This window comes from Pseudomonas corni (assembly GCF_057128765.1).
The window spans coordinates 361560-384213 of the sequence record NZ_JBSKHW010000003.1 but is presented as its reverse complement, the minus strand read 5'-3'; the positions used below and the strand labels follow the sequence as shown (position 1 = coordinate 384213).

Annotated in this window: 21 protein-coding genes; 17 read left to right on the top strand and 4 right to left on the bottom strand. The window is 59.0% G+C overall.

Going from position 1 to position 22654, the window contains the following annotated elements:
* From ACWKV9_RS08800 to ACWKV9_RS08790, 3 genes are all read left to right on the top strand, one after another.
* Positions 1-1110 (top strand): RHS repeat-associated core domain-containing protein (locus ACWKV9_RS08800; protein ID WP_483835698.1); only part of this gene is annotated, 1110 nt, incomplete at its 5' end.
* An 11-nt stretch (positions 1111-1121) separates the two neighbouring features.
* Positions 1122-1499, top strand: coding sequence for a hypothetical protein (locus ACWKV9_RS08795; RefSeq protein ID WP_483835697.1), 378 nt, complete (start codon positions 1122-1124; stop codon positions 1497-1499).
* A gap of 141 nt (positions 1500-1640) precedes the next feature.
* On the top strand, positions 1641-2024 hold the full coding sequence (locus ACWKV9_RS08790) for an Imm50 family immunity protein (protein ID WP_483835696.1): 384 nt from the start codon (positions 1641-1643) through the stop codon (positions 2022-2024).
* 251 nt (positions 2025-2275) lie between these two features.
* On the opposite strand, the gene uvrB is transcribed toward ACWKV9_RS08790, so the two are convergent.
* A complete protein-coding gene (gene uvrB, locus ACWKV9_RS08785) occupies positions 2276-4291 on the bottom strand; it encodes an excinuclease ABC subunit UvrB (RefSeq protein ID WP_483835695.1) in 2016 nt (671 codons plus the stop codon).
* A gap of 332 nt (positions 4292-4623) precedes the next feature.
* Here uvrB and ACWKV9_RS08780 point away from each other — a divergent pair, with 332 nt between their 5' ends.
* Positions 4624-5820, top strand: a complete 1197-nt coding sequence (locus tag ACWKV9_RS08780; RefSeq protein WP_483835694.1) for an amino acid aminotransferase — start codon at positions 4624-4626, stop codon at positions 5818-5820.
* Positions 5821-5934: 114 nt separating this feature from the next.
* Here the strand turns inward: ACWKV9_RS08780 and ACWKV9_RS08775 are convergent, their stop codons facing one another.
* Positions 5935-6900 carry an isopenicillin N synthase family dioxygenase gene (locus ACWKV9_RS08775; protein ID WP_483835693.1) on the bottom strand — a complete coding sequence of 322 codons (966 nt, stop codon included), beginning with the start codon at positions 6898-6900 and terminating at the stop codon, positions 5935-5937.
* A 433-nt stretch (positions 6901-7333) separates the two neighbouring features.
* Here ACWKV9_RS08775 and ACWKV9_RS08770 point away from each other — a divergent pair, with 433 nt between their 5' ends.
* The 9 genes from ACWKV9_RS08770 (at position 7334) to ACWKV9_RS08730 (ending at position 16276) form a co-directional block, all read left to right on the top strand.
* Positions 7334-8527 carry an alpha-hydroxy acid oxidase gene (locus ACWKV9_RS08770; protein ID WP_483835692.1) on the top strand — a complete coding sequence of 398 codons (1194 nt, stop codon included), beginning with the start codon at positions 7334-7336 and terminating at the stop codon, positions 8525-8527.
* A 4-nt stretch (positions 8528-8531) separates the two neighbouring features.
* Positions 8532-9908: an FAD-binding oxidoreductase gene (locus ACWKV9_RS08765; protein WP_483835691.1), complete on the top strand. Its 1377-nt coding sequence runs from the start codon at positions 8532-8534 to the stop codon at positions 9906-9908.
* 135 nt (positions 9909-10043) lie between these two features.
* Positions 10044-10880, top strand: coding sequence for a transporter substrate-binding domain-containing protein (locus ACWKV9_RS08760; RefSeq protein WP_483835690.1), 837 nt, complete (start codon positions 10044-10046; stop codon positions 10878-10880).
* Positions 10881-11207: 327 nt separating this feature from the next.
* On the top strand, positions 11208-11867 hold the full coding sequence (locus ACWKV9_RS08755) for an amino acid ABC transporter permease (protein ID WP_483835689.1): 660 nt from the start codon (positions 11208-11210) through the stop codon (positions 11865-11867).
* Complete coding sequence (locus ACWKV9_RS08750; RefSeq protein WP_483835688.1) at positions 11864-12535, top strand: amino acid ABC transporter permease; 672 nt, start codon at positions 11864-11866, stop codon at positions 12533-12535. Before ACWKV9_RS08755 ends, ACWKV9_RS08750 begins: the two co-directional genes overlap by 4 nt.
* A 62-nt stretch (positions 12536-12597) precedes the next feature.
* Entirely contained in the window at positions 12598-13434 is an 837-nt protein-coding gene (locus tag ACWKV9_RS08745) for an amino acid ABC transporter ATP-binding protein (protein WP_483835719.1), read from the top strand.
* A 25-nt stretch (positions 13435-13459) separates the two neighbouring features.
* A complete protein-coding gene (gene hutC / locus ACWKV9_RS08740; protein WP_483835687.1) occupies positions 13460-14197 on the top strand; it encodes a histidine utilization transcriptional repressor HutC in 738 nt (245 codons plus the stop codon).
* A gap of 103 nt (positions 14198-14300) precedes the next feature.
* On the top strand, positions 14301-14615 hold the full coding sequence (locus tag ACWKV9_RS08735; RefSeq protein WP_483835686.1) for a hypothetical protein: 315 nt from the start codon (positions 14301-14303) through the stop codon (positions 14613-14615).
* 347 nt (positions 14616-14962) lie between these two features.
* Entirely contained in the window at positions 14963-16276 is a 1314-nt protein-coding gene (locus ACWKV9_RS08730) for an MFS transporter (RefSeq protein ID WP_483835718.1), read from the top strand.
* 121 nt (positions 16277-16397) lie between these two features.
* Here the strand turns inward: ACWKV9_RS08730 and ACWKV9_RS08725 are convergent, their stop codons facing one another.
* Positions 16398-17345 carry an AraC family transcriptional regulator gene (locus ACWKV9_RS08725; RefSeq protein WP_483835685.1) on the bottom strand — a complete coding sequence of 316 codons (948 nt, stop codon included), beginning with the start codon at positions 17343-17345 and terminating at the stop codon, positions 16398-16400.
* 184 nt (positions 17346-17529) lie between these two features.
* Here ACWKV9_RS08725 and ACWKV9_RS08720 point away from each other — a divergent pair, with 184 nt between their 5' ends.
* Positions 17530-18360 carry an oxidoreductase gene (locus ACWKV9_RS08720; RefSeq protein WP_483835684.1) on the top strand — a complete coding sequence of 277 codons (831 nt, stop codon included), beginning with the start codon at positions 17530-17532 and terminating at the stop codon, positions 18358-18360.
* A 129-nt stretch (positions 18361-18489) separates the two neighbouring features.
* On the opposite strand, the gene ACWKV9_RS08715 is transcribed toward ACWKV9_RS08720, so the two are convergent.
* A complete protein-coding gene (locus tag ACWKV9_RS08715) occupies positions 18490-19251 on the bottom strand; it encodes a FadR/GntR family transcriptional regulator (protein ID WP_483835683.1) in 762 nt (253 codons plus the stop codon).
* A gap of 215 nt (positions 19252-19466) precedes the next feature.
* On the opposite strand from ACWKV9_RS08715, the gene ACWKV9_RS08710 reads away from it, so the two are divergent.
* The 3 genes from ACWKV9_RS08710 to ACWKV9_RS08700 all read left to right on the top strand — a co-directional run bounded on the left by ACWKV9_RS08710 (position 19467) and on the right by ACWKV9_RS08700 (position 22575).
* On the top strand, positions 19467-20207 hold the full coding sequence (locus ACWKV9_RS08710; protein WP_483835717.1) for an SDR family oxidoreductase: 741 nt from the start codon (positions 19467-19469) through the stop codon (positions 20205-20207).
* 124 nt (positions 20208-20331) lie between these two features.
* Positions 20332-21177 carry a fumarylacetoacetate hydrolase family protein gene (locus ACWKV9_RS08705; RefSeq protein WP_483835682.1) on the top strand — a complete coding sequence of 282 codons (846 nt, stop codon included), beginning with the start codon at positions 20332-20334 and terminating at the stop codon, positions 21175-21177.
* A 120-nt stretch (positions 21178-21297) separates the two neighbouring features.
* Positions 21298-22575, top strand: a complete 1278-nt coding sequence (locus ACWKV9_RS08700) for an L-fuconate dehydratase (protein WP_483835681.1) — start codon at positions 21298-21300, stop codon at positions 22573-22575.
* The last annotated feature ends 79 nt before the right edge of the window (positions 22576-22654 follow it).

Below are 22654 nucleotides of genomic sequence, written 5' to 3'. Positions count from 1 at the left end.
GAAACCCTGGCCTACGACCCCGCCGCGAACCTGCTCGACGGCCCGAAAAACAGCACCCCGCCGGTGGTCCACAACCAACTGCTGAGGTATCGGGACACGTCCTACCGTTACGACGGCTTCGGGCGAATGATCGAAAAACACAGCCGCCAGCGCGGTCGGCAAACCTTCACCTACGACGCCGAACACCGGCTGATCGAAGTGAAGAGCCAGAACGGCAACGTCGTGCGCATGACCTACGACCCGCTCGGCCGGCGCATCGGCAAAACCGAGCACCACCCGGAAGGCTACGAACTCGACAAGACCGACTTCATCTGGGATGGCCTGCGCCTGCTGCAAGAACAGCGCTACGGCCGCACCACGCTTTACGTGTACACCGACGACGGCTACGAACCCCTGGCCCGCGTCGAAGGTCAAGGCACCCACTCGATTACCCGCTACTACCACAACGACGTCAACGGCCTGCCCGAACGGCTCACCGACAGCGACGGCAAAACCGTGTGGAGCGCGACCTTCCAGATCTGGGGCGCGACCCTCCAGGAAACCCGCGACCTGGGCTACGGCATCCACCAAAACCTGCGCTTCCAGGGCCAATACCTGGACCGCGAAACGGGCCTGCACTACAACACCTTCCGCTACTACGACCCCGACATCGGCCGCTTCACCACCCCCGACCCGATCGGCTTGTCGGGCGGGCTCAATCTGTACCAATATGCGCCTAACCCGGTGGGATGGATTGATCCTTGGGGGTGGAGTTGTACCCCTGGCAAGAAGACGTCCTATCAGGCAAAGAGTCGGAGTGACGCTTTTAGGCAAGCGAGGCTTGATGCAGGAATACCGGCGAGCCAAATCCCAAAAGCTATTTATAAGCATAAGTTAGAGGATGGGTTTGGGGGCTACGTCTACAAAAGGAACTGGGAGATCGCTCAAACCAGAGACTATCACTTTATCAACAACAAAGGTTTGACTGTGATCATCCAGGAGCACAGCTATGGACATATTAAAGCGGAGCCCCTGCGAGGTGCCGAGCCCCACTTTAACGTTAGACCTAGCAATAAACCGTTGACAGGCTCAGTCAAAGGTACTCACGGGCATTATAATTTTGATATTTGACGCTGGAATATATGAATATAATCGACTGTATAGACAACAACATCTTCCTGAAAAAAATATTCCCTGACGGGGTCAACAGCTTTTTAGTTGGACAGTTTGCGCTTGACCAAGGACAGTTCTCTATAAATATTCACATAAAATCAAAGCCTGCTATAGAGATCCCAAAATGGGGGACCTGGGGGGAAAATTACGACGTGATCGTATTCGAAATGATCGGGGTTGGAATCCGCAAAATTGAAATAAATAACTGGAATGGATTCGATTTCGCGGAAGCTACTTGCACTGAACGAGATAACGAATTAACTATAGAGCTTTCCGGCACTGACTGGTCATTTTCGATTTCCTGCCTGGCCCTAGCTTATCAAAGAGGAAACACCTATATAGGATAAACATTTAATTGCAACCTGCATGTTGGGTCAGTGGAAGGCACACAGGAAGAGAAAAGGGGACGGACCCTTAAATTCAGTGACACGCAACACACTGGATCAGTGGAAGGGACACATGGCCACTACAATTTTTGAGATGGTGAAATGAATATCGTAGATTCGATTTACAACAACATCTTCCTGAAGAAAATCTTTAGTTGCGGTATCACGGGAGAGATCTATATAGGGCACCTAGGCTTGAATCCAGATGCGGATTTTAGCCTAAACTTACATGTCAAACAGCAACCGGAAATCGAGGTCCATAAATGGGGGAAGTGGGGGGAAAACTACGACACAATCGTAATCGCACTTTTGGGCACCCAGATAGACGATTTAGAAATTACAGGATGGAAACAGGTTTCATTTTCGCAAGCTCAATACAGTAGCGTAGATAAACGATACGTCTTACAATCCGCTGGCGACGGATGGAAAGTGCACTTCACATATAAAACGCTCACGTTTCAACAGTGCAGGACATACCTGTCCTAGATAGCATCCTAGCCATAAGCTAAGAACCCCATAGTCATCTAACCAAAACAACCGTTCCCTCAACGTGCCGTTCTCATCACGGCATCTGCAACAGCAGCTTTAAACTCGAGATCCGGGGCTCGTTAATACACCCCTCTTCCAGCTGTCGGAAAAAGGGGACGGCCCCTTTAGTCTGGTATCGCCGCAACGCTTGAAAGGTTATACCCGCGCAGCCCCCAGCCACGCAGGAACATCCCCTCATTCAAGCCCATTCAAACCGCCAACAACCGCTCCCTCAACTTCCCAATCTCATCCCTCATCTGCGCCGCAGCCTCAAACTCCAGATCCCGCGCCAACTGGTACATCTTCTCTTCCAACTGGCGAATACGTTTGGTGATCTCGCTCGGTGAGCGCAGCTCGGCTTCGTACTTGGCGCTTTCTTCGGCGGCTTTGGCCATGCCTTTGCGTTTTTTGCTGCGGGAACCAGGGACGGTGGCGCCTTCCATGATGTCGGCGACATCCTTGAAAACGCCTTTGGGGGTGATGCCGTGTTCGAGGTTGAAGGCGATCTGTTTGTCGCGACGGCGATCCGTTTCGCCGATGGCGCGCTCCATGGAGCCGGTGATGCGGTCGGCGTACAGGATGGCGCGGCCATTGAGATTACGTGCTGCTCGACCGATGGTCTGGATCAACGAGCGCTCGGAACGCAAGAAGCCTTCTTTGTCCGCATCAAGAATCGCTACCAGGGAGACTTCGGGCATGTCGAGGCCTTCGCGCAGCAGGTTGATGCCCACCAGCACGTCAAAAGTGCCCAGGCGCAAGTCACGAATGATCTCCACTCGTTCAACCGTGTCGATGTCCGAGTGCAGATAACGCACGCGCACACCGTGGTCGGCCAGGTAGTCGGTCAAGTCTTCGGACATGCGCTTGGTCAGCGTGGTAACCAGCACCCGCTCTTCCAGTGCGACGCGCTTGGAGATCTCCGAGAGCAAGTCGTCAACCTGTGTCAGCGCCGGACGTACTTCAATCTGGGGGTCCACCAAACCGGTCGGCCGCACCACTTGCTCGATCACGCGACCTGCATGTTCGGCCTCGTAGTTGCCCGGCGTCGCGGACACGAAGATGGTCTGCGGACTGATGCTTTCCCACTCGTCAAACCGCATTGGCCGGTTATCAAGTGCCGATGGCAGACGGAAACCGTATTCCACCAGTGTCTCTTTACGTGAACGGTCGCCCTTATACATCGCGCCAACCTGGGGCACGCTGACGTGGGATTCGTCGATCACCAGCAGCGCGTCCGCCGGCAAGTAGTCGTACAAGGTCGGCGGCGGCGCTCCGGAAGGTCGACCGGACAGATAGCGCGAGTAGTTTTCGATGCCGTTGCAGTAACCCAGCTCCAGAATCATCTCCAGATCGAAACGGGTACGCTGCTCTAGGCGTTGCGCTTCCACCAGTTTGTTGGCGCCGCGCAGGTATTCCAGGCGCTCTGCCAGTTCGACCTTGATGTTCTCCATCGCATCGAGCAATGTCTCGCGGGGCGTGACGTAGTGGCTTTTCGGATAGAAAGTGAAGCGCGGCAGCTTGCGGATAACCTCGCCGGTCAGCGGATCGAATGCCGAAAGGCTCTCGACTTCGTCATCGAACAGCTCGATGCGGATCGCCTCCAGGTCAGATTCAGCGGGGAAGATGTCGATTACATCCCCTCTCACGCGGAAGGTTGCGCGGGCGAAATCCATATCATTGCGGGTGTATTGCAGGTCCGCCAGCCGACGCAGCAGCGCGCGTTGGTCGAGCTTGTCGCCGCGATCCACGTGCAGCACCATGCGCAAATAGGTTTCCGGACTGCCCAGACCATAAATGCACGAAACCGTGGTGACGATAATGGCGTCTTTGCGCTCCAGCAGCGCCTTGGTCGCTGACAGTCGCATCTGCTCGATGTGATCGTTGATCGACGCATCCTTCTCGATGAAGGTGTCGGACGACGGCACGTAGGCTTCAGGCTGATAGTAATCGTAGTAAGAGACGAAATACTCAACGGCGTTGTTGGGGAAAAACGCCTTGAACTCGCCGTACAACTGCGCAGCCAGAGTCTTGTTCGGTGCCAGCACCAGCGTCGGGCGCTGAACCTGGGCGATGACGTTGGCGATGCTGAACGTCTTGCCCGAACCGGTCACACCCAACAGGGTCTGGTGCGACAGCCCGGCTTCGATCCCTTCGACCATCTGACGAATCGCCTCCGGCTGATCACCGGCTGGCTCAAAACGGGTTACGAGCTGGAACTCGGACATAAATAACCTCTTGGTTCGCAAGGAATGCACGACGGCAAACGAGACGAAGTGAGCGCAGACGGCTGATCCCGTCAGGGAAAAGACGCACAGGAAAGGAGTTGATGGGACTACAGGTGGAGTCGCCACTCAGACCTTTCAAGTCATCAGCATCAAATTGCCACGCACCATGTGACTAATGGTCGAAATAACTGGAAATATCTTGAAAAAACCAGCGTCTGCCTGTCGCCCCCACCGACGATGCTCTCTATACTGACTCCCCGTTTGCGCACCGCTCTAGTGCATACGGCCGGAGCGATGTTACCCCTCCACTTCCATTCAGAGCTGCCGCAAAAATGAGCCTGTTCTCCGCTGTCGAAATGGCACCACGCGATCCAATCCTGGGCCTCAACGAAGCATTCAACGCCGATACCCGTACGACCAAGGTCAACCTGGGTGTAGGCGTCTACAGCAATGAAGAAGGGAAGATTCCGCTTCTGCGTGCCGTTGCCGAAGCCGAGGCCATTCGCGTTGCTCAACACATTCCTCGTGGCTACTTGCCCATTGATGGCATCGCCGCTTACGACAAAGCCGTGCAAACCCTGCTGTTTGGAGCCGACTCCGCATTGCTGGCATCCGGTCGCGCCCTGACGGTGCAGGCAGTTGGCGGCACCGGCGCCCTGAAAATCGGTGCCGACTTCCTCAAGCAGCTCTCGCCCAATGCCGTGGTCGCCATCAGCGACCCAAGCTGGGAAAACCATCGCGCCCTGTTCGAAACCGCTGGCTTCCCGGTGCAGAACTATCGCTATTACGACGCCGCCACCCATGACGTCAACCGTGCGGGCATGCTCGAAGACCTGCAAAACCTGCCGTCGGGCTCCATCGTTGTGCTGCATGCTTGCTGCCACAACCCAACCGGCGTGGACCTGACCCTGGAAGACTGGAAAAAAGTCCTCGAAGTCCTGAAAACCAAAGGTCACGTGCCTTTTCTGGACATGGCTTATCAAGGCTTCGGCGACGGCATTGATGAAGACGCCGCCGCTGTTCGCCTGTTCGCCGATTCGGGTCTGACCTTCTTCGCTTCCAGCTCGTTCTCTAAATCGTTCTCGCTGTATGGCGAACGGGTTGGCGCGCTGTCGATCGTCACTGATTCGAAAGAAGAAACCGTCCGCGTCCTGTCCCAGGTCAAGCGCGTCATTCGCACCAACTACTCCAACCCGCCGACCCACGGCGCGAGCATCGTCGCTGCTGTGCTGCTCAGCCCTGAACTGCGTCAGCAGTGGGCAGAGGAACTGGGCGAAATGCGTCTGCGGATTCGCGGGATGCGCGAAGAGATGGCTCAGCGTCTGGCTGGCAATGCAAAGGGTCAGGACTTCAGCTTCGTGGCACGTCAGCGCGGGATGTTTTCCTACTCTGGCCTGACCGTTGAACAGTGCCAGCGCTTGCGCAACGAGTTCGGGATCTATGCCCTGGATACCGGCCGGATCTGTGTTGCGGCATTGAACAAAGGCAATATTGAGGCGGTGACGAAGGCGATTCTCGCCGTTATCTAACACTCAACTGTAGGAGCGCGCTTGCCCGCGAAAGCTTTGTGTCATACGACATACCTGTCAGAGACATACCGCAATCGGGGGCAAGCGCGCTCCTACAATCGACAGTTCATCGCGCTACTGCGCCTTTTTTCGATACGCCATCGAGTCGTCAATGCGCTTGAGGATGTAGTCCCCCGCCGCAACCGGTGGGTACAGACTCGCGCTCGCTTCAATCCCCAGATCACACGGATCGACCATCGCGCTGTAGGTCGGGTCATAGAACGTGGCGATGGAGTAGCGCTCGTGCCCGGACTTGTTGATCACCCGGTGCAGCGTCGATCGGAAGCGATCGTTGGACCAGCGCGCCAGCAGATCACCGACATTCACCACCAGACTGCCCTCGATGGGCGTAGCGTCGATCCAGCTGTTGGAACCCAACTCGCGCACCTGCAGGCCACCACTGTTGTCCTGATACAGCAACGTGATGCAGCCGTAATCAGTGTGTGGCGCGACGCCAAACTGGTCGGTTTCCGCCATGGGTGGATGCGGCGGGTAGTACACCATCTGAGTACGCTGTAGGGGCTTGCCGTATTTCGGGGCGAAAAACTCCTGTTCGATGCCCAGTCCCACCGCCACTGCCTTTAACAAGTCAGCCCCGGCGTGAGCAATTGCGGCGTAGTAATCATCCAGGGCCGTGCGTAATTCGGGCATGAACGCTGGCCATTGATTCGGTCCGCGCAAAGCTTCGCCTGCCAATACGCAGGGATCGTCTTCGGGCAATTCCAGGCCCATGCTGAAGAATTCTTTAAAGTCCGGCTTGGTCGCTTCGTACATCAGCGCACCACCCAACGCGTGCCAGCCGCGATGGCGTTTGTTGACGGCGACCTGACGTTTGACCTCAGGCGAATGGGCGAAGAAGGTTTTGGCGGCGGCCATGGCCTGGTCGATCACCGTCTGCGGCACGCCGTGGTTGGTGATGTAGAAGAATCCGACTTCGCTGCACGCTTGGCGAATCGCTTCCCCGACACGCCGGATACTCGCTGGATCGCCCTCACGCACACCGGCCATGTCGATCAGGGGAAGGTTGGCAGTGACAGTCATCAGGTGCTCCTGTCGGTGATGGGAGAGTGAAATCAGGGTGGAGCGGTATAGACAGGTGAAGCATTTACTGTGCCGCGTCATTTGCTTGGTGATTGTCCGCTGGCGAACCTCTCATGTCCGAGATGCAGCTACATCCTGTGGGAGCGGACCTGTCCGCGAATGCGATGTCAGCGGCACAGAATCAGTGGCGGCTGTACTTGCCTCTTCGCGGACAGGTCCGCTCCCACGGGGATCATCGCTGGTTGGAACATCCGGTTTCGACACGCCCCATCAGTGTGCACCGAAGCGCATGCGGTGCCACTTTCGGTGACAATTTCCGACAACGAATAAGCCTGGGTCCTACAACAACCCCTCAAACCCAACCTCCCGCACCCTGATCTGAAATGGCCTGCATCTTGCCTCAGCTGTATATACAGCCGGATCAAGGATCTTCATGCGTCGCTACCATTCAGGCCCGGATTTTCGTCGAGCCCACAGCATTGCCGAACTGGCACAGATGGCACGTCGTCGCTTGCCGCATTTCGCCTGGGAATATCTCGACGGCGGCGCCGAAGAGGAGCTGACCCTCGCGCGCAATCGCCAGGCTTTCGCCGATATCAGCTTGCTGCCGCAAACCCTGGTGCCCTGCCACGCCACCGAAACCCGACGCACCCTCCTCGGCCGTGAACTGCCGCTGCCCATGGCTATCGGCCCCACCGGCTACAACGGCATGCTCTACCGCGACGCCGATATTCACCTGGCTCGCGCCGCCACAGAGCGTGGCCTGCCTTTCACTCTCAGCACTGTTTCGACCAACTCGCTGGAGCAGATCGTTGCCGCCGTGCCGCAGGTCAATCTGTGGTTTCAGCTGTACTGCATGCGCGAACCAACGGTGCAGGACGACCTCCTGCAACGCGCTGAGGCGGTCGGCTGCAAAACCCTGCTGGTCACCAGCGATGCCGTGCTGTTGGGCAATCGCGAATGGGACAAACGAAATTTCGCACGACCGCGCCAGCTGAGCCTGCGCAACAAGCTTGACGTGCTGCGCCACCCGCGCTGGATTCGCCAGGCACTTTGGCCCCAGGGCATGCCGAGCATGGCAAACCTCGACAGCTATTTGCCGCCCGACCAGCGCAATGCCGCAGGCGCCGCGCACTTCATCGGCGCGCAGATGGAGAAAATCCTCGACTGGGATTACCTCGCCCGTCTGCGAGATCGTTGGCCGAATCAGCTCCTGCTCAAGGGCCTGCTGCACCCACGCGATGCCGAAAAGGCGGTGGCGCTTGGGCTCGACGGCATTGTCGTGACCAATCATGGCGGGCGGCAGCTGGACGGTGTGCCCGCCACTATTGATTGTCTTCCCGCCATCGCCGCCGTCGCCAAGGGCAAACTGACAATCCTGCTTGACAGTGGCATTCGCCGGGGCACTGACATTCTCAAGGCCTGCGCGCTGGGTGCAGATGCCGTGCTGCTGGGTCGGGCGACGTTGTACGGCGTAGCCGCTGGCGGACAGCCCGGCGCAGGTCACGCCCTGGACTTGCTCGCCAACGAATTGCGCCTGGCCCTGACCTTGCTGGGACAACCCGACTTGAACCAGCTGCGCGCTACAGCGCCAACTGTTTCTACCCCTTTTTTCACCGTGAGCTGAACCGATGAGCGATGTCCAACATACCCTCTCGCAACTGCGCAAAGCCCTGGGGGAAGCGCAGGTCCTGACCGGCGAGGCCATCAGTCAACGGCATTACAGCGACTGGACCCGCCACGCCCCCGCTTGCCCAGCGGCATTGATTCTGCCGCGCAGCACTCAGGAAGTGTCCGACGCGCTGCGCATCTGCAACGCCGCCAGGCAATCGGTCGTACCTCAGGGCGGCATGACCGGGCTGGCAGGTGGCGCCGTTCCAACGACAAGCGATTTCGCGCTGTCGCTGGATCGCTTGAAGGGGATCGAGGAAATCGACGTCGCCGCTGCCACGGTCAGTGTGTGGGCTGGCACTACGCTGCAAGAAATTCAACAAGCGGTCTCGGACGCTGGCTATTTGTTCCCGCTGGACCTCGGCGCGCGCGGCTCGTGTCAGATCGGCGGCAATATCGCCACCAATGCCGGGGGCAACGCAGTGATTCGCTATGGCATGACCCGCGAGCTGGTGCTCGGCCTGGAAGTGGTACTGGCCGATGGGCGCGTGCTGAATCTGATGAACAAGATGATCAAGAACAACTGCGGCTATGACCTAAAACAGTGCTTCATCGGCAGCGAAGGCACGCTTGGGGTGATCACCCGCGCTGTTTTGAAGCTCGCGCCGCAACCGGGAGAAACCACCACCCTGCTCTGCGCCCTGCCCGACTACGCCAGCGCCGTGGCTTTGCTGCGACGGATTCAACGGCAGGCCGGCACGCCTCAGGCTTATGAATTGATGTGGCAGGACTTCTTCCGTATGGGCGTTTCGTGGCTGGAAAACCCGGTCCCGCCAATGTCCGATCAGTATCCGTTGTATGTACTGCTGGAGTCCTCGGCCAATCGCGAGGTGCTGGAGCAGACGATCAACGATGCGGTGGGCGCCGGAGAAGTGGTGGACGCGATCATCGCCAGTTCACAGGCGCAGGCCCGCAGTGTGTGGAAGATCCGCGAAGCCACCGCTGAGTTTCCGACCCGTCTTGCGCCGCTCAACTTCGACATCAGCCTGCCCATCGGCCAGATAGGCGACTTCGCCCAACTGTGCCGCGAGCGCCTGGAACAGCGTTGGCCGGGTAACCGTAGCGTGTATTTCGGTCACATCGGGGACAGCAATCTGCACCTGACCGTGGACTGCAACTCGTTGCCACAACCGGCGCCGATTCTGGAAATAGAAGAGCTGGTGTATGCCGCTGTCGGCGAGCTGGGTGGCGCGGTGTCTGCCGAACACGGCATCGGCCTGCTCAAGCGCGAGTTTCTGCACCACTCGGTGAGCGACGAAGCGCTGACCGCCATGCGCCAAATGAAAATGAGCTTTGACCCCAACGGTATTTTGAACCCGGGGAAAGTCCTCGGCTGATTTCGCCCGGGTTGTATATACCGGTATGGCACGCTAACTGCACTGATCTGCGTACACACCCCACACCCGAAAGCCACGTAGAACACCGATCCCACACTGCATCTGATGAAGCCGCACTTACTTAGGAGCGAACCCATGCAAGTCGATTCTCTGTTCAGCAAGACGTTCAAAGGTCTGAGTTTCAGCGCTGCATTGGCGTTGCTGCCGCTGATGGCACACGCCGACCAACTGGCCGATGTCAAAAAAGCTGGCGAATTGGTGGTGGGCACCGAGCTGCAATTTGCCCCGTTCGACTTCACCGAAGCAGGCAAACAGAAAGGCCTGAACGCCGAATTGTTCGAGCAACTGGGCAAGGAACTGGGGGTCAAGATCAAGTTCCTCGACCTGCCATGGCCAAGCGTGTTGCCGGGACTGGAAGCCAAGAAGTTCGACGTGGTGGCCGGGCCGATCATCGTGACCAAGGCGCGCAAAGAGCGTTATCACTTCGTCTATCCGATTGCCGAGGCCACCGTTGCGCTGATGGTCGGCGCCAAGGACGACAGCATCACCAAGCCTGAAGACATCGCCGGCAAAACCGTAGGTGCAGGCAAAGGTTCGGCGCAACTGGAGGAGCTGAAGAAGTTTGCCGAGACCTTGCCGCAGAAGATCACGATTCGCGAATACGTCGACAACAACCAGGCCTACGCCGACCTGGCAGCCAAGCGCATTGTCGCGGTGGCCAACTCGTTGCCGAACATCTCCTACGTCGCGGCTGAGCGCAGCAATCTCTACAAAGTGGTGCAACCGCCGTTCGGTAAGAAGTCCTACTTCGCGTACCTGGGACGCAAGGATGCCGAAGCCGACAGCCTGATCGCTGCGCTGGATGCCGCGATTCTTAAAATGCATGACGACGGGCGTCTGGCAGCGCTGCAGAAAAAATGGCTCGGCGCGGAGATGGACGTGCCTAAGGCCGATTTCGAGCCAACCTGGTAAGTATGACTGTAGGAGCGCGCTTGCCCGCGATAGCGTCGTGTCAGTCAACGTATCCGGCGAAGGGATAACGCAATCGCGGGCAAGCGCGCTCCTACAACAAAGGTCTGGGGCGTACACAAACCTGTAGGAGCCAACTTGTTGGCGAGGCATCCACCGCGGTGGGTCATGCACACCGCTTCGCGAACAAGTTCGCTCCTACAGGTTGAGACAAACGATGATCTTTGTAGGAGCGCGCTTGCCCGCGATAGCGTCGTGTCAGTCAATGTATTCGGCGCAGGAATAACGCAATCGCGGGCAGGCGCGCTCCTACAAATCTGGAGTTAATGGATGTTCGATTGGCCCTTGCTGCAACAAAACGCGCCGCTGTTGCTGGACGCGCTGTGGGTGACATTGCAGGTGTCGATTGCCGCATTGGCCATCGGCTTTGTGATCGGCATCGTGGTCGGCAGCCTGCGCTTGTCGCCGGTGCCGCTGTTTCGGCGTCTGGGTGGTGCTTATATTTTTGTGTTCCGGGGCATTCCGCTGCTGGTGCAACTGCTGTTCATTTATTACTTCCTGCCGCGTATCGGCCTGCCCAATGTCTCGCCCACCGTGGCGGCGATCATTGGCCTGTCGCTGGCGGCCGGGGCTTACACCGCCGAAATCCTGCGCGGTGGTTTTCTCGCGATCCCCGGCGGTCAACTGGAAGCCGCCGGCCTGCTGGGCATGAGCGCCGGCCAGATGTTGATGCGCATCCGCGTACCACAAGCCGTGCGCCTGACCCTGCCCGCCCTGGTCAACGAAATGATCCTGCTGATCAAGGCCTCGTCCCTGGTGTCGGTGGTCGGCCTGGCTGACCTCACCCGCACCGCGCAGAACCTTGCCGCCAGCGACTACATGTTCGTTCAGGACTACCTGATGCTGGCCGGCTTCTATTGCCTGATCAACATCCCGCTGGCGTTCTTCGGCGGTGTGCTGGAACGTCGGTTGAAGGAGTACGGCGCATGATCTTCGACCCGAAAATCATCACAGACCACTGGGCCGACATTGGTTCGGGTTTCCTCGTCACCCTCGGCACCTGGAGCAGCGGCGTGGTGCTTGGTTTGGCACTGGGCATGTTGATCGCCGTGGCCCAGGTGTTCGGCAACAACTTTATCCGCGCGCCGCTGCGGGTGTTCATCGAACTGATCCGCAGCACGCCGTTTCTGGTGCAGCTGTTTCTCGTGTATTACGGCGGCCCGGCGTTTGGTCTAAGCCTGGACCCGATACCCGCCGGGATCATCGGCCTGGGGGTTTACGGCAGCGTATATTTCGCCGAAATCTTCCGTACCGGTTTTGAGTCAGTGGCACGGGGTCAACTTGAAGCCGCCGATTGCCTGGGGATCACCCGCCTGCAATGCATCCTGCGCATTCAGGTGCCGCAGATGCTGGTGATCATCCTCCCTGCGCTGATCAACATGATCACCGTGCTGTGCAAAGAAACCGCCGTGCTGTCGATCATCACCATCCCGGAACTGACCATGGTCCTGACCGGCATCGGCTCGGAAACCTTCGCCTTCGTCGAAACGCTGTTGATGCTGTGCATCGGTTATCTGATTCTGGTGGAGTGCTGCTCGCGTCTGGGCATGCTGCTGGAAGTGCGGGTCGGCCGCTTCATGAACAAGCAGCCGCGATGAACAGTTTCCTTATTCCCAGCGGCGCCGTGCAAGACGTCACACGCCAGAAACAAGGTGAAACCATGAAGACTTCCACAGCCCTGCCCGGCGATGCGCTGCCCATCCTGACCCTGAACAAGGTCGGCAAAAGCTTCGGCGCCCTGCGCGTGCTCAAGGGTATCGACATGACTGTGCAGCGTTCGGAAGTAGTGTGCCTGATCGGCCCGTCCGGTTCGGGCAAAAGCACCCTGCTGCGCAGCATGGCCTTTCTTGAGGAATACGACGAAGGCACGATCCATGTCGAAGGCCAGTTGCTGGGCTGGATCGACACCGATAAAGGCCGCAAACGCGCGCCGCAGTCGCAGATCAACCAGACGCGGCGCAACGTCGGCATGGTCTTTCAGCAGTTCAATCTGTGGCCGCACATGACAGCGTTGGGCAATGTCTGCGAAGCCCTGCGCCAGGTGCGCAAATTGTCGGCCGGTGAAGCGAAACAGCGCGCCATGACGATGCTGGACAAGGTCGGCCTGGCGCACAAGGCCGACGCCTATCCGGCGCAGCTTTCCGGCGGTCAGCAGCAACGGGTGGCGATTGCCCGGGCGCTGGCGATGGAGCCGCACATCATGCTGTTCGACGAGCCGACATCGGCGCTGGACCCGGAACTGGTGGGCGAGGTGCTGCAAGTGATGAAGACCCTGGCCAAAGAAGGCATGACCATGGTCGTGGTCACCCATGAAATGGGCTTTGCCGCCCAAGTGGCCGACTCGGTGATCTTCCTCGATCAGGGCGAAGTGGTCGCGCGCGGTACGCCGCAGCAAATCTTCCATAACGCCGAGCACCCGCGCTTGCAGCAGTTTTTGCAGAACTATCTGGACCGCAACGCGTTCTGGCAGGACAACAAAGAAGCGAGCCAGGTATGAACGCCTCAGGGCGCGGGAGCTGCTGATGCAAAAATCAGCGCCCCAGGCCCTGTACCGCCAGGCCAAGGATTACGTACACGGCAAGCTGGTTTCCGGCGAATGGAAAGCGGGCGATCTGATCCCGTCCGAGAACCGACTGGTGCTGGAACTGGGCATGTCGCGCATGACCGTCAACCGTGCCCTGCGTGAGTTGACCGAAGAAGGCCGCCTGCTGAGGGTGTCCGGCGTTGGCACCTTTGTCGCCGAGAGCAAACCGCAATCGAACCTGCTGCGGATCACCAACATCGCAGACGAGATCATCGCCCGAGGCCATCGCTATCACTGCAACGTATTGCAGGTCGGTCGCGAGGCAGCCTCAATGCCGATTGCCTCGGCCTTATCCCTGCCTACCGGCGCTTCAGTGTTTCATCTGCTGTGCGTGCATTACGAAGAAGGTGTCGCGGTGCAGTTGGAGGACCGTTACGTCAATCCGGAAATGGCTCCGGCGTTTCTGGAGCAGACCTTCGGCGATGCGCTGCAATCGGGTGCTTATCTGCTGGACATCATCCGTCCGGATGAAATGGAGCACATTGTCGAAGCCCGTCACCCAGACACCGACGAACGCCGACATTTGCAGATCGATGCCGACGAGCCTTGTCTGGTGTTGATGCGCCGGACCTGGCACAGCGGCAAGATCGTCACCTATGTGCGGCTGGTGCATCCCTCTTCCCGCTACCGTTTGGGCAGCCGAATGGCCGTCAGCGGTGCCCATCGCGCCGTTTGAGCGGCGCCTGTTTTAACCGGTCAGCAGATTGATCGAACGCCTGTCGTCCACTGCCCTCGATATCAGTAAGTCCTGTGAACAGGACATGACAGAAGAGGTGCATATGGATACCCGAGACAACCAGCAAACTACCGAACGCAACGACCCGGCGATTGACCCCGACACTCCCGATAACAACATGGGCAAGGAAAAGCAGCCTGCGCAGGATCAGTCTCAAGGCGGCAGTGCTCAGACGCAGGCGCCAGCCGAAAGCAGCCCTGCTCAGGGCAATCAATCCCAGGACAACAAGGGGGCGACGTCTACCGATAACAGCTACACCCCGGATTTCGAACCGGAGGAAGCTGAGTCAGCGGACAAGACCAGCGAGCAGAAGCAGACCGGCGAGACGGATGCGGATATCGACACGCCCGGGGGTTGATTAGTTGTAGGAGCGCGCATGCCCGCGATTGCAGTGTGTCAGCCAAAATGATTTTGCAGACCCACGGTGATTGCGGGCAAGCGCGCTCCTACAAGGTTGGAGGCGAGACATCCGACGCGGTGTGTCAAACACGCCGCGTCGCGAACAAGGTCGCTCCTACAGGGCTCTGCGTAATTCCCTACATTTCCGATTGCATAGCACCCTAATTAACCGGCACGATCAGGCCTTCATCTGCGCCTGCAGATCTCTTACGCACGCCTTTTCCCGGAGCGTTGTCGGTAATGGTCCAACCCACCAATGATTTACCGCGGACGAGCACCAAGCTCACGCCGCTGGAATTTCGCGGCATGGTCGCGATTCTGCTGTCCATTGCCCTCGCCACCCTCGACACCGCCATTGCCAACACTGCCCTCCCCGCCATCGCTGCGGACCTGAAGGAGTCACCTGCGGCTTCAGTCTGGATCATCAACGCCTATCAACTGGCGGCAGTCGCGACCTTATTGCCGCTGGCGGCACTGGGCGGCGTGATCGGCCATCGCAAGGTCTACCTCGGCGGGCTGATCCTGTTCGTGGTGGCGTCGGCGTTATGTACCTTCTCCTGGTCACTGACGACGCTGACCATCGCGCGGGTTTTCCAGGGATTGGGCGCCGCCGCGATCATGAGCGTGAACGCCGCGCTGATCAGCTCGATCTTTTCCTACGAACGCCTAGGACGTGGGCTGGGGCTCAACGCGTTGGTGGTCGGTACATCGTTCGCCGCCGGGCCGACCATCGCGTCGCTGGTGCTGTCGGTGGCCAACTGGCCGTGGCTGTTCGCGATCAACCTGCCGATTGGCGTCTTCGCTCTGGTGTTCGCCTGGAACTCGTTGCCCAAGACCAAGCCCGGCACGCTGACCTTCGACCGCATCACCGCCCTGCTCAACGTCATCACTTTCGGCGCCCTGATTTTCGCCCTGAGCGAAGCGGCGCAACTGGGCTCTCTGACCACTGTGCTAACGGCCTCAGCCGTGTTCCTTGTGGGCGGCGCGCTGATGCTCAAGCGCGAGGCCGGGCATCCGGCGCCGATGTTCCCGCTGGATCTGCTCAAGCGACCAATGTTTGCGCTGTCGGCATTGACGGCGTTTTGCTCGTTCGCGACCCAAGGGCTTGCGTTTGTTTCGCTGCCGTTCTTTCTGGAAACCACCCTGGGTCGCGATCCGGTACAGACCGGATTTCTGATGACACCGTGGTCGGTGATCGTGGCGTTCATTGCTCCATTCGCAGGCCGATTATCAGACCGTTATGCACCTGGGCTACTAGGTGGCATTGGGCTGGCGATTCTGTGTGCCGGGATGATTTCTCTGGCAACTATGCCGGCGGATGCCAACGCCTGGGAGATCGGCGCGCGGATGATTCTCTGCGGTTTGGGTTTTGGATTTTTTCAGGCGCCGAACCAGAAAGCCCTGATGACCAGCGCCCCGAAAAACCGCGCGAGCGGGGCCAGTGGCACCATCGCCACCGCACGCCTCATAGGCCAGGCGACGGGTGCTGCATTGGTGGCGTTGAGCTTCGGGATTTCCAGCGAACATGGGCCGGTGCTGGCATTGAGCATCGGTGCGTGTTTTGCGGCGGTGGGCAGCGTGGCGAGCGGGTTGCGGTTGGTGACGAAGAACACTGCGTGATGGCCTGCGCTATCTCTGTAGGAGCGCGCTTGCCCGCGATTGAGGTCTGTCAGTGAATGAAGTTTTTTCAGACCCACCGCAATCGCGGGCAAGCGCGCTCCTACAGTTGATAGCGTTCACCTCAATGCGATGACACGTACATCGAATTCACCTGCGCTGGCAGCGCAAACGAGCCCTGCAAGCGTGTCACTTCATCGGTGGGCGTCCGGCCGAACAGTCTTTTGAATTCCCGGCTGAACTGCGACGGGCTTTCATAGCCCACCGCCGCTGAGGCCACCGCAGCGGTCATACCGTTGCGCAGCATCAACAGCCGCGCCTGATGCAGGCGGGTGGACTTCACGTATTGCATGGGCGAGGTGTGGGTCACCGCTTTGAAGTGCGCATGAAAGCGCGTGACGCTCATGTTGGCCTCCCGGGCCAGTTCGTCGACATCAAGCGCCTGGGCAAAACTGCTGTGGATTTTGCGGATCGCTTTCGACACCCGGCCAAATTGTCCTTGCTCTTGGAGGGCGGCCCGCAGCGAACCGCCCTGCTCGCCCATCAGAATCCTGAAGTAGATTTCCCGCTCCAACGCCGGACCCAGCACTGTACTTTCGACGGGTGAGTTCAGCGCTTGAAGAAAGCGCAGCAGCGAGTCTTTCAGCTCGTCATCCATAGGCGATGAATACATACCTTTAGGCAAGCTCGGTGCCTGCGGCCGTTGCTCGTCCAGTTGCAGCACCAACTCGCCCAACAGCGCGAAATCCAGATGAAAGTACACCGCCAGCAGCGGTTCATCAGCGCTGGCGTCGGTGGCCATGGTGAACGGTACCGGCACCGACACCACCAGGCACTGCTGCGCGTCGTAGATGAAGGTTTCTTCGCCCCAATGGCCAATCTTCCGGCCTTGGCAAACCATCACGATGCCCGGATCGTATAGCACTGGCGCCCTTTCCAGCGGCCGGTTGGAACGCAGCAATCGCACCCTGGGCAATGCGGTCAGGGTGTAGCCTTCCAGCGGTGCAAGCGCCTCAAGCAGCGTGATGATTCGCCGCTGGCGTTTATTGCGGTTGGGATATAGGTCAGTCATGGTCATTCGCTAAGTAGGAGCGCTATGTCACCCTGCACTGCTTGCCAGGAGAACACCAGTGTTCGGGAGGATTAGGCAAACATACGGCAGCTCTGCACCTTCGCGCGTTGGACACTGGCTTCTACCATGAGTCCGTCCCCATCGACTTTCGACGATGACCATTAACACGAGCGAGGCAACTGATATGAGTGACAAGAAAACCCTGTTCATCACCGGCGTCAGCAGCGGCTTCGGTCAGGCATTGGCGCAACAGGCACTGGCTGCCGGGCATGCGGTGATCGGCACCCTGCGTAACGCCGAGGCCTTGCAGGCTTTTGAAGCGCAATCCCCCGACGCCCATGGCGTATTGCTGGACGTCACTGATTTCGCCGCCATTGACGCAGCAATCAGCCACGCCGATCAGACGTTCGGCCCGGTGGATGTGCTGGTCAATAACGCCGGATACGGTCATGAGGGCGTATTCGAGGAATCACCCCTTGAAGAGATGCGTCGTCAGTTCGACGTCAATGTGTTCGGCGCAGTGGCGATCACCAAAGCCTTCGTGCCGTTGTTTCGCCAGCGTCGGCGCGGGCACATCATCAACATCACCTCCATGGGCGGCTTTTTGACGATGCCGGGCATCGCCTACTACTGCGGCAGCAAATTCGCGCTGGAAGGGATTTCCGAGACACTGGGCAAGGAGCTGAAACCCTTCGGCGTGTTTGTGACGGCTGTGGCGCCGGGTTCGTTTCGTACCGATTGGGCAGGCCGTTCGATGCAGCGCTCGCCCCGGCAGATCGCTGATTACGACGCGCTGTTCGACCCGATCCGCCAGGCGCGCGAGGAAAAAAGCGGCAAGCAGCTGGGCGATCCGGTCAAAGCGGCCCAAGCCATGTTGCAGCTGATCGCCAGCAATAACCCGCCTGCGCATTTGCTGCTGGGCAGCGATGCGCTGAAGCTGGTGCGCGAGAAACTGGCGCAGTTGAGTGAGGAGATTGATCAGTGGGAAGCGCTGACGCGGTCAACGGATGGGTGATGGGCGCCGCAGAGTGTCCGCCAAACGCAATCCTGTAGGAGCCAACTTGTTGGCGAGCGATCTTGATGTGTCACCATTGAGATCGCCTCGCGAACAAGTTCTCTCCTACAGAAGGTCCGCCTCTAATCGTTATGCATTACCCCGACTGAATATCCTAATGACTTCATCCAGGTGATCAGCCATCGCTTGCCGTGCCGCTTCGGGATTACGTGCATCCAGGGCTTGCAGAATCAATCGATGCTCATGCTCCGAACGAAGCGGCATATCGTCGGAGGTGTAATGGGCCTGCAAGCGCTGGAACATGCTGCCGTAGCGATGGCCGAGCAGGTGTTGAATCATCAGCGAATACGCCGGATTGCCTGAGGCCTGGGCAATACGGATATGAAACAACCGATCACCGGGATGGGTGTGGGAGCCTTCGCGATTGTCTTGGCAGTTACGCTCAAAAGCCTGGTGAATCAGTGCCAGTTCTTGATCGCTGGCATCTTCCGCCGCAAGCGCCGCTGCTTCCGGTTCGATCAGGCGCCGCGCTTGTAACAGCGCAAACGGCGGAATCTCCGCGCTGAAATCCACTTCGATGGCCAGTTCCGGGTCCAGCTCTTTCCACTGATTGCGCGTCACCTGGGTCATCACCGGCTCGTTGGTCGGTGCCTTCACCGGCGGCTCACAGACCAACACTCCGTTGCCCACCCGCACGTCCACCAGTCCGATCACTTCCAGCGCAATCATTGCCTCGCGCACCGACGCCCGGCTCACGCCTAACATTTTTGCCAGTTCACGCTCGGCGGGCAAGCGGCTGCCAGGCGGAAATTCCCCGCTGTCGATCAGGGCACGCAGCTGGTCGGCGATCTGTCGATAAAGACGTTGGTTATCAATGATTTGGACGGGCATGGGCGTGAACTCGAATTTCAGAAGCGGCTGCACGGTCGCTGATCAGGAGAAAAAATCCCCTTGTTGACGGCGAAAGTGCGTGCTAAAAACAGGTCCAATGGCCTGACCATTGGATCGCTGCACTGAGCGGATCATAGCAAAGCCTGAGACGTTCAGGCGCTGTCGATTCGGGTGATCGGGTCGCATCAACGCACAATAAAAACAAAGGACGCATGATGGATCTCAACGGTAAACGCGTGCTCATCACCGCCGCCGCCCAGGGCATCGGCAAGGCCAGTGTCGAGGCTTATCTGGCGGCAGGCGCGGAAGTCTTCGCGGTGGACATCAACGCCGCTGCACTGGACCAGCTCAGTGGCGTCCACAAGCGCGTGCTCGATGTCACCGACAATGCCGCTATCGAACGCCTGGCCGCAGAAATCGGGGCGCTGGACGTGTTGTTCAACTGCGCAGGCGTGGTCCACAGCGGCAACATTCTCGAATGCTCGGACAAAGACTGGTCATTCGCCTTCGAACTCAACGTCACCGCCATGTACCGCATGATCCGCGCCTTTTTGCCGGCGATGCTGGAGCACGGCGGTGGGTCGATCATCAACATGTCTTCGGTCGCGTCCGCGATCAAAGGCGTCCCCAACCGCTTCGCTTACTGCGCCAGCAAGGCTGCGGTCATTGGCATCACACGCTCGGTGGCAGCGGACTTCATCGGTCAGAACATTCGCTGCAATTGCATTTGCCCCGGCACCGTTGAATCGCCGTCGTTGCGCCAGCGCGTGGCGGACCAGGCCGAGCGTGAGCATCGCAGCGAAGATGAGGTGTATGCCGCCTATGAAGCGCGGCAGCCGATGGGCCGACTCGGCACGCCACAGGAAATCGCGCAGCTGGCGTTGTACCTTGGTTCCCCGGTGAGCGGCTTTACCACCGGTACTGCGCAGATCATTGATGGCGGTTGGAGCAACTGACGCATGACCTGTAGGAGCCAACTTGTTGGCGAGATCAAACGACACGGTGTGCCTGACACAACGCCTCGCGAACAAGTCCGCTCCTACAGAGTTACACCCATTTCATTGAAAACGAGGACACCCTATGAAGCTTCTGCGTTACGGCGAAAAAGGCCAGGAACTGCCCGCCCTGCTCGACAGCAACGGTGGTATTCGCGATTTGTCCGGTCACATTGCCGACCTCTCCGGAGCCTCATTGAGCCCGGACAGCATCGAAAAACTCAAAGCGCTGGACCCCCATTCGCTGCCCCTCATCGAGGGCAATCCGCGCGTTGGGCCGTGTGTGGCGCAAGTGGGCAAGTTCATCTGCATCGGCCTCAACTACGCCGACCACGCCGCCGAAACCGGCGCCGACATCCCTAAAGAGCCAATCATTTTTAACAAGTGGACCAGTGCCATCGTCGGCCCCAACGACAACGTCGAAATCCCTCGTCAGTCGAAAAAGACTGATTGGGAAGTGGAACTGGGCGTGGTCATCGGCAAGGGCGGCCGCTACATCGATGAACAGAACGCCATGGACCATGTGGTCGGCTATTGCGTGATCAACGATGTGTCCGAGCGCGAATTCCAGATCGAACGCGGCGGCACCTGGGACAAGGGCAAAGGCTGCGACACCTTTGGCCCGCTCGGCCCGTGGCTGGTGACCAAGGATGAAATCGCCGACCCGCATCAGCTCAATCTGTGGCTGGAAGTGGATGGCAAGCGCTATCAGAACGGCAACACCCGCACGATGATTTTCCAGATCCCGAAACTGGTGAGTTACCTGAGCCAGTTCATGAGCCTGCAACCGGGGGACGTGATTTCAACGGGTACGCCGCCGGGCGTGGGCTTGGGGATCAAGCCGGAGCCGGTGTTCTTGCGTGCAGGGCAGCGTATGCGGCTGGGTATTGAAGGTCTGGGCGAACAGGAGCAGTTGACCGTCGATGCATGACCTGTTGGAGCGAACTTGTTGGCGAGCATTAGGTGTGCCTGATGCCGCCTCGCGAACAAGTTCGCCCCTACAGAGATGCCGCGTAGCAAGCCCGAGAATAAATCCAAAAAGGGAGACGCCATGACCACCCTCACCGGCCTACGGGTCGAAGATATTCGCTTCCCCACCTCGCAGTCCCTGGACGGCTCCGACGCCATGAACCCGGACCCCGATTACTCGGCGGCCTACGTGATTCTGGAAACCGATAACCCTGCGCTGCAAGGCCACGGCCTGACCTTCACCATCGGTCGCGGCAACGAGATCTGTTGCGCGGCGATCAACGCGTTGTCGAACCTGGTGGTCGGTTTGAAGCTTGAGTGGATCGCCGAAGACATGGGCCGCTTCTGGCGCCACATCACCAGCGACAGCCAGTTGCGCTGGATCGGTCCGGACAAGGGCGCGATTCACTTGGCGACCGGCGCGGTGGTCAATGCGGTGTGGGACCTGTGGGCCAAGTCCGAAGGCAAACCGGTGTGGCGGCTGGTGGCCGACATGAGCCCCGAAGCGCTGGTGCGCTGCATCGACTTTCGCTACATCACCGACTGCATCACCCCGGACGAAGCCATCGCGCTGCTGCATGAGCGCGCCAACGGCAAAGCCGAGCGCCTGGCGCTGCTCCAAGCCAAGGGTTATCCCTGCTACACCACCTCCGCTGGCTGGCTTGGCTATGGCGATGAAAAGCTGCGCCGTCTGTGTCAGGAGGCAGTGGACGCCGGGTTTGATTACATCAAGCTCAAGGTCGGGCGCGACTTGCAGGACGACATCCGCCGCGTGCGCATTGCCCGGGAAGTGCTAGGCCCGGACCGGCACCTGATGATCGACGCCAACCAGATCTGGGAGGTCGACGCCGCCATCGGCTGGGTGCGGGAACTGGCGTTCGCCAAACCCTGGTTCATCGAAGAACCGACCAGCCCGGACGACGTGGAAGGCCATCGCACCATTCGTCTCGGCGTCGCTCCGGTCAAGGTAGCAACCGGCGAGATGTGCCAGAACCGCATCGTCTTCAAACAGCTGATCATGCGCGAAGCGATCGATGTGGTGCAGATCGACGCCTGTCGCCTGGGCGGGGTCAACGAGGTCCTGGCGGTGATGTTGATGGCCGCCAAATACAACCTGCCGGTCTGCCCCCATGCCGGTGGCGTCGGTTTGTGCGAGTCCGTGCAGCATCTGTCGATGATCGATTACCTGTGTATTGCTGGCACCCATGAAGGGCGCGTTGTGGAATACGTCGATCACCTGCATGAGCATTTCGAAGATCCGTGCGTGATCAAGAATGCCGCGTACATGCCGCCAACCCGGCCAGGGTATTCGATTGAAATGAAAGCAGCGTCGCGCGAGCAATTTGCCTATCGCGGGTGACGTTCTTCCTGTGACGGATGAGCCGCGCGCTTCTGTAGGAGCCAACTTGTTGGCGAGACATACGACACGGTTTGCCTGA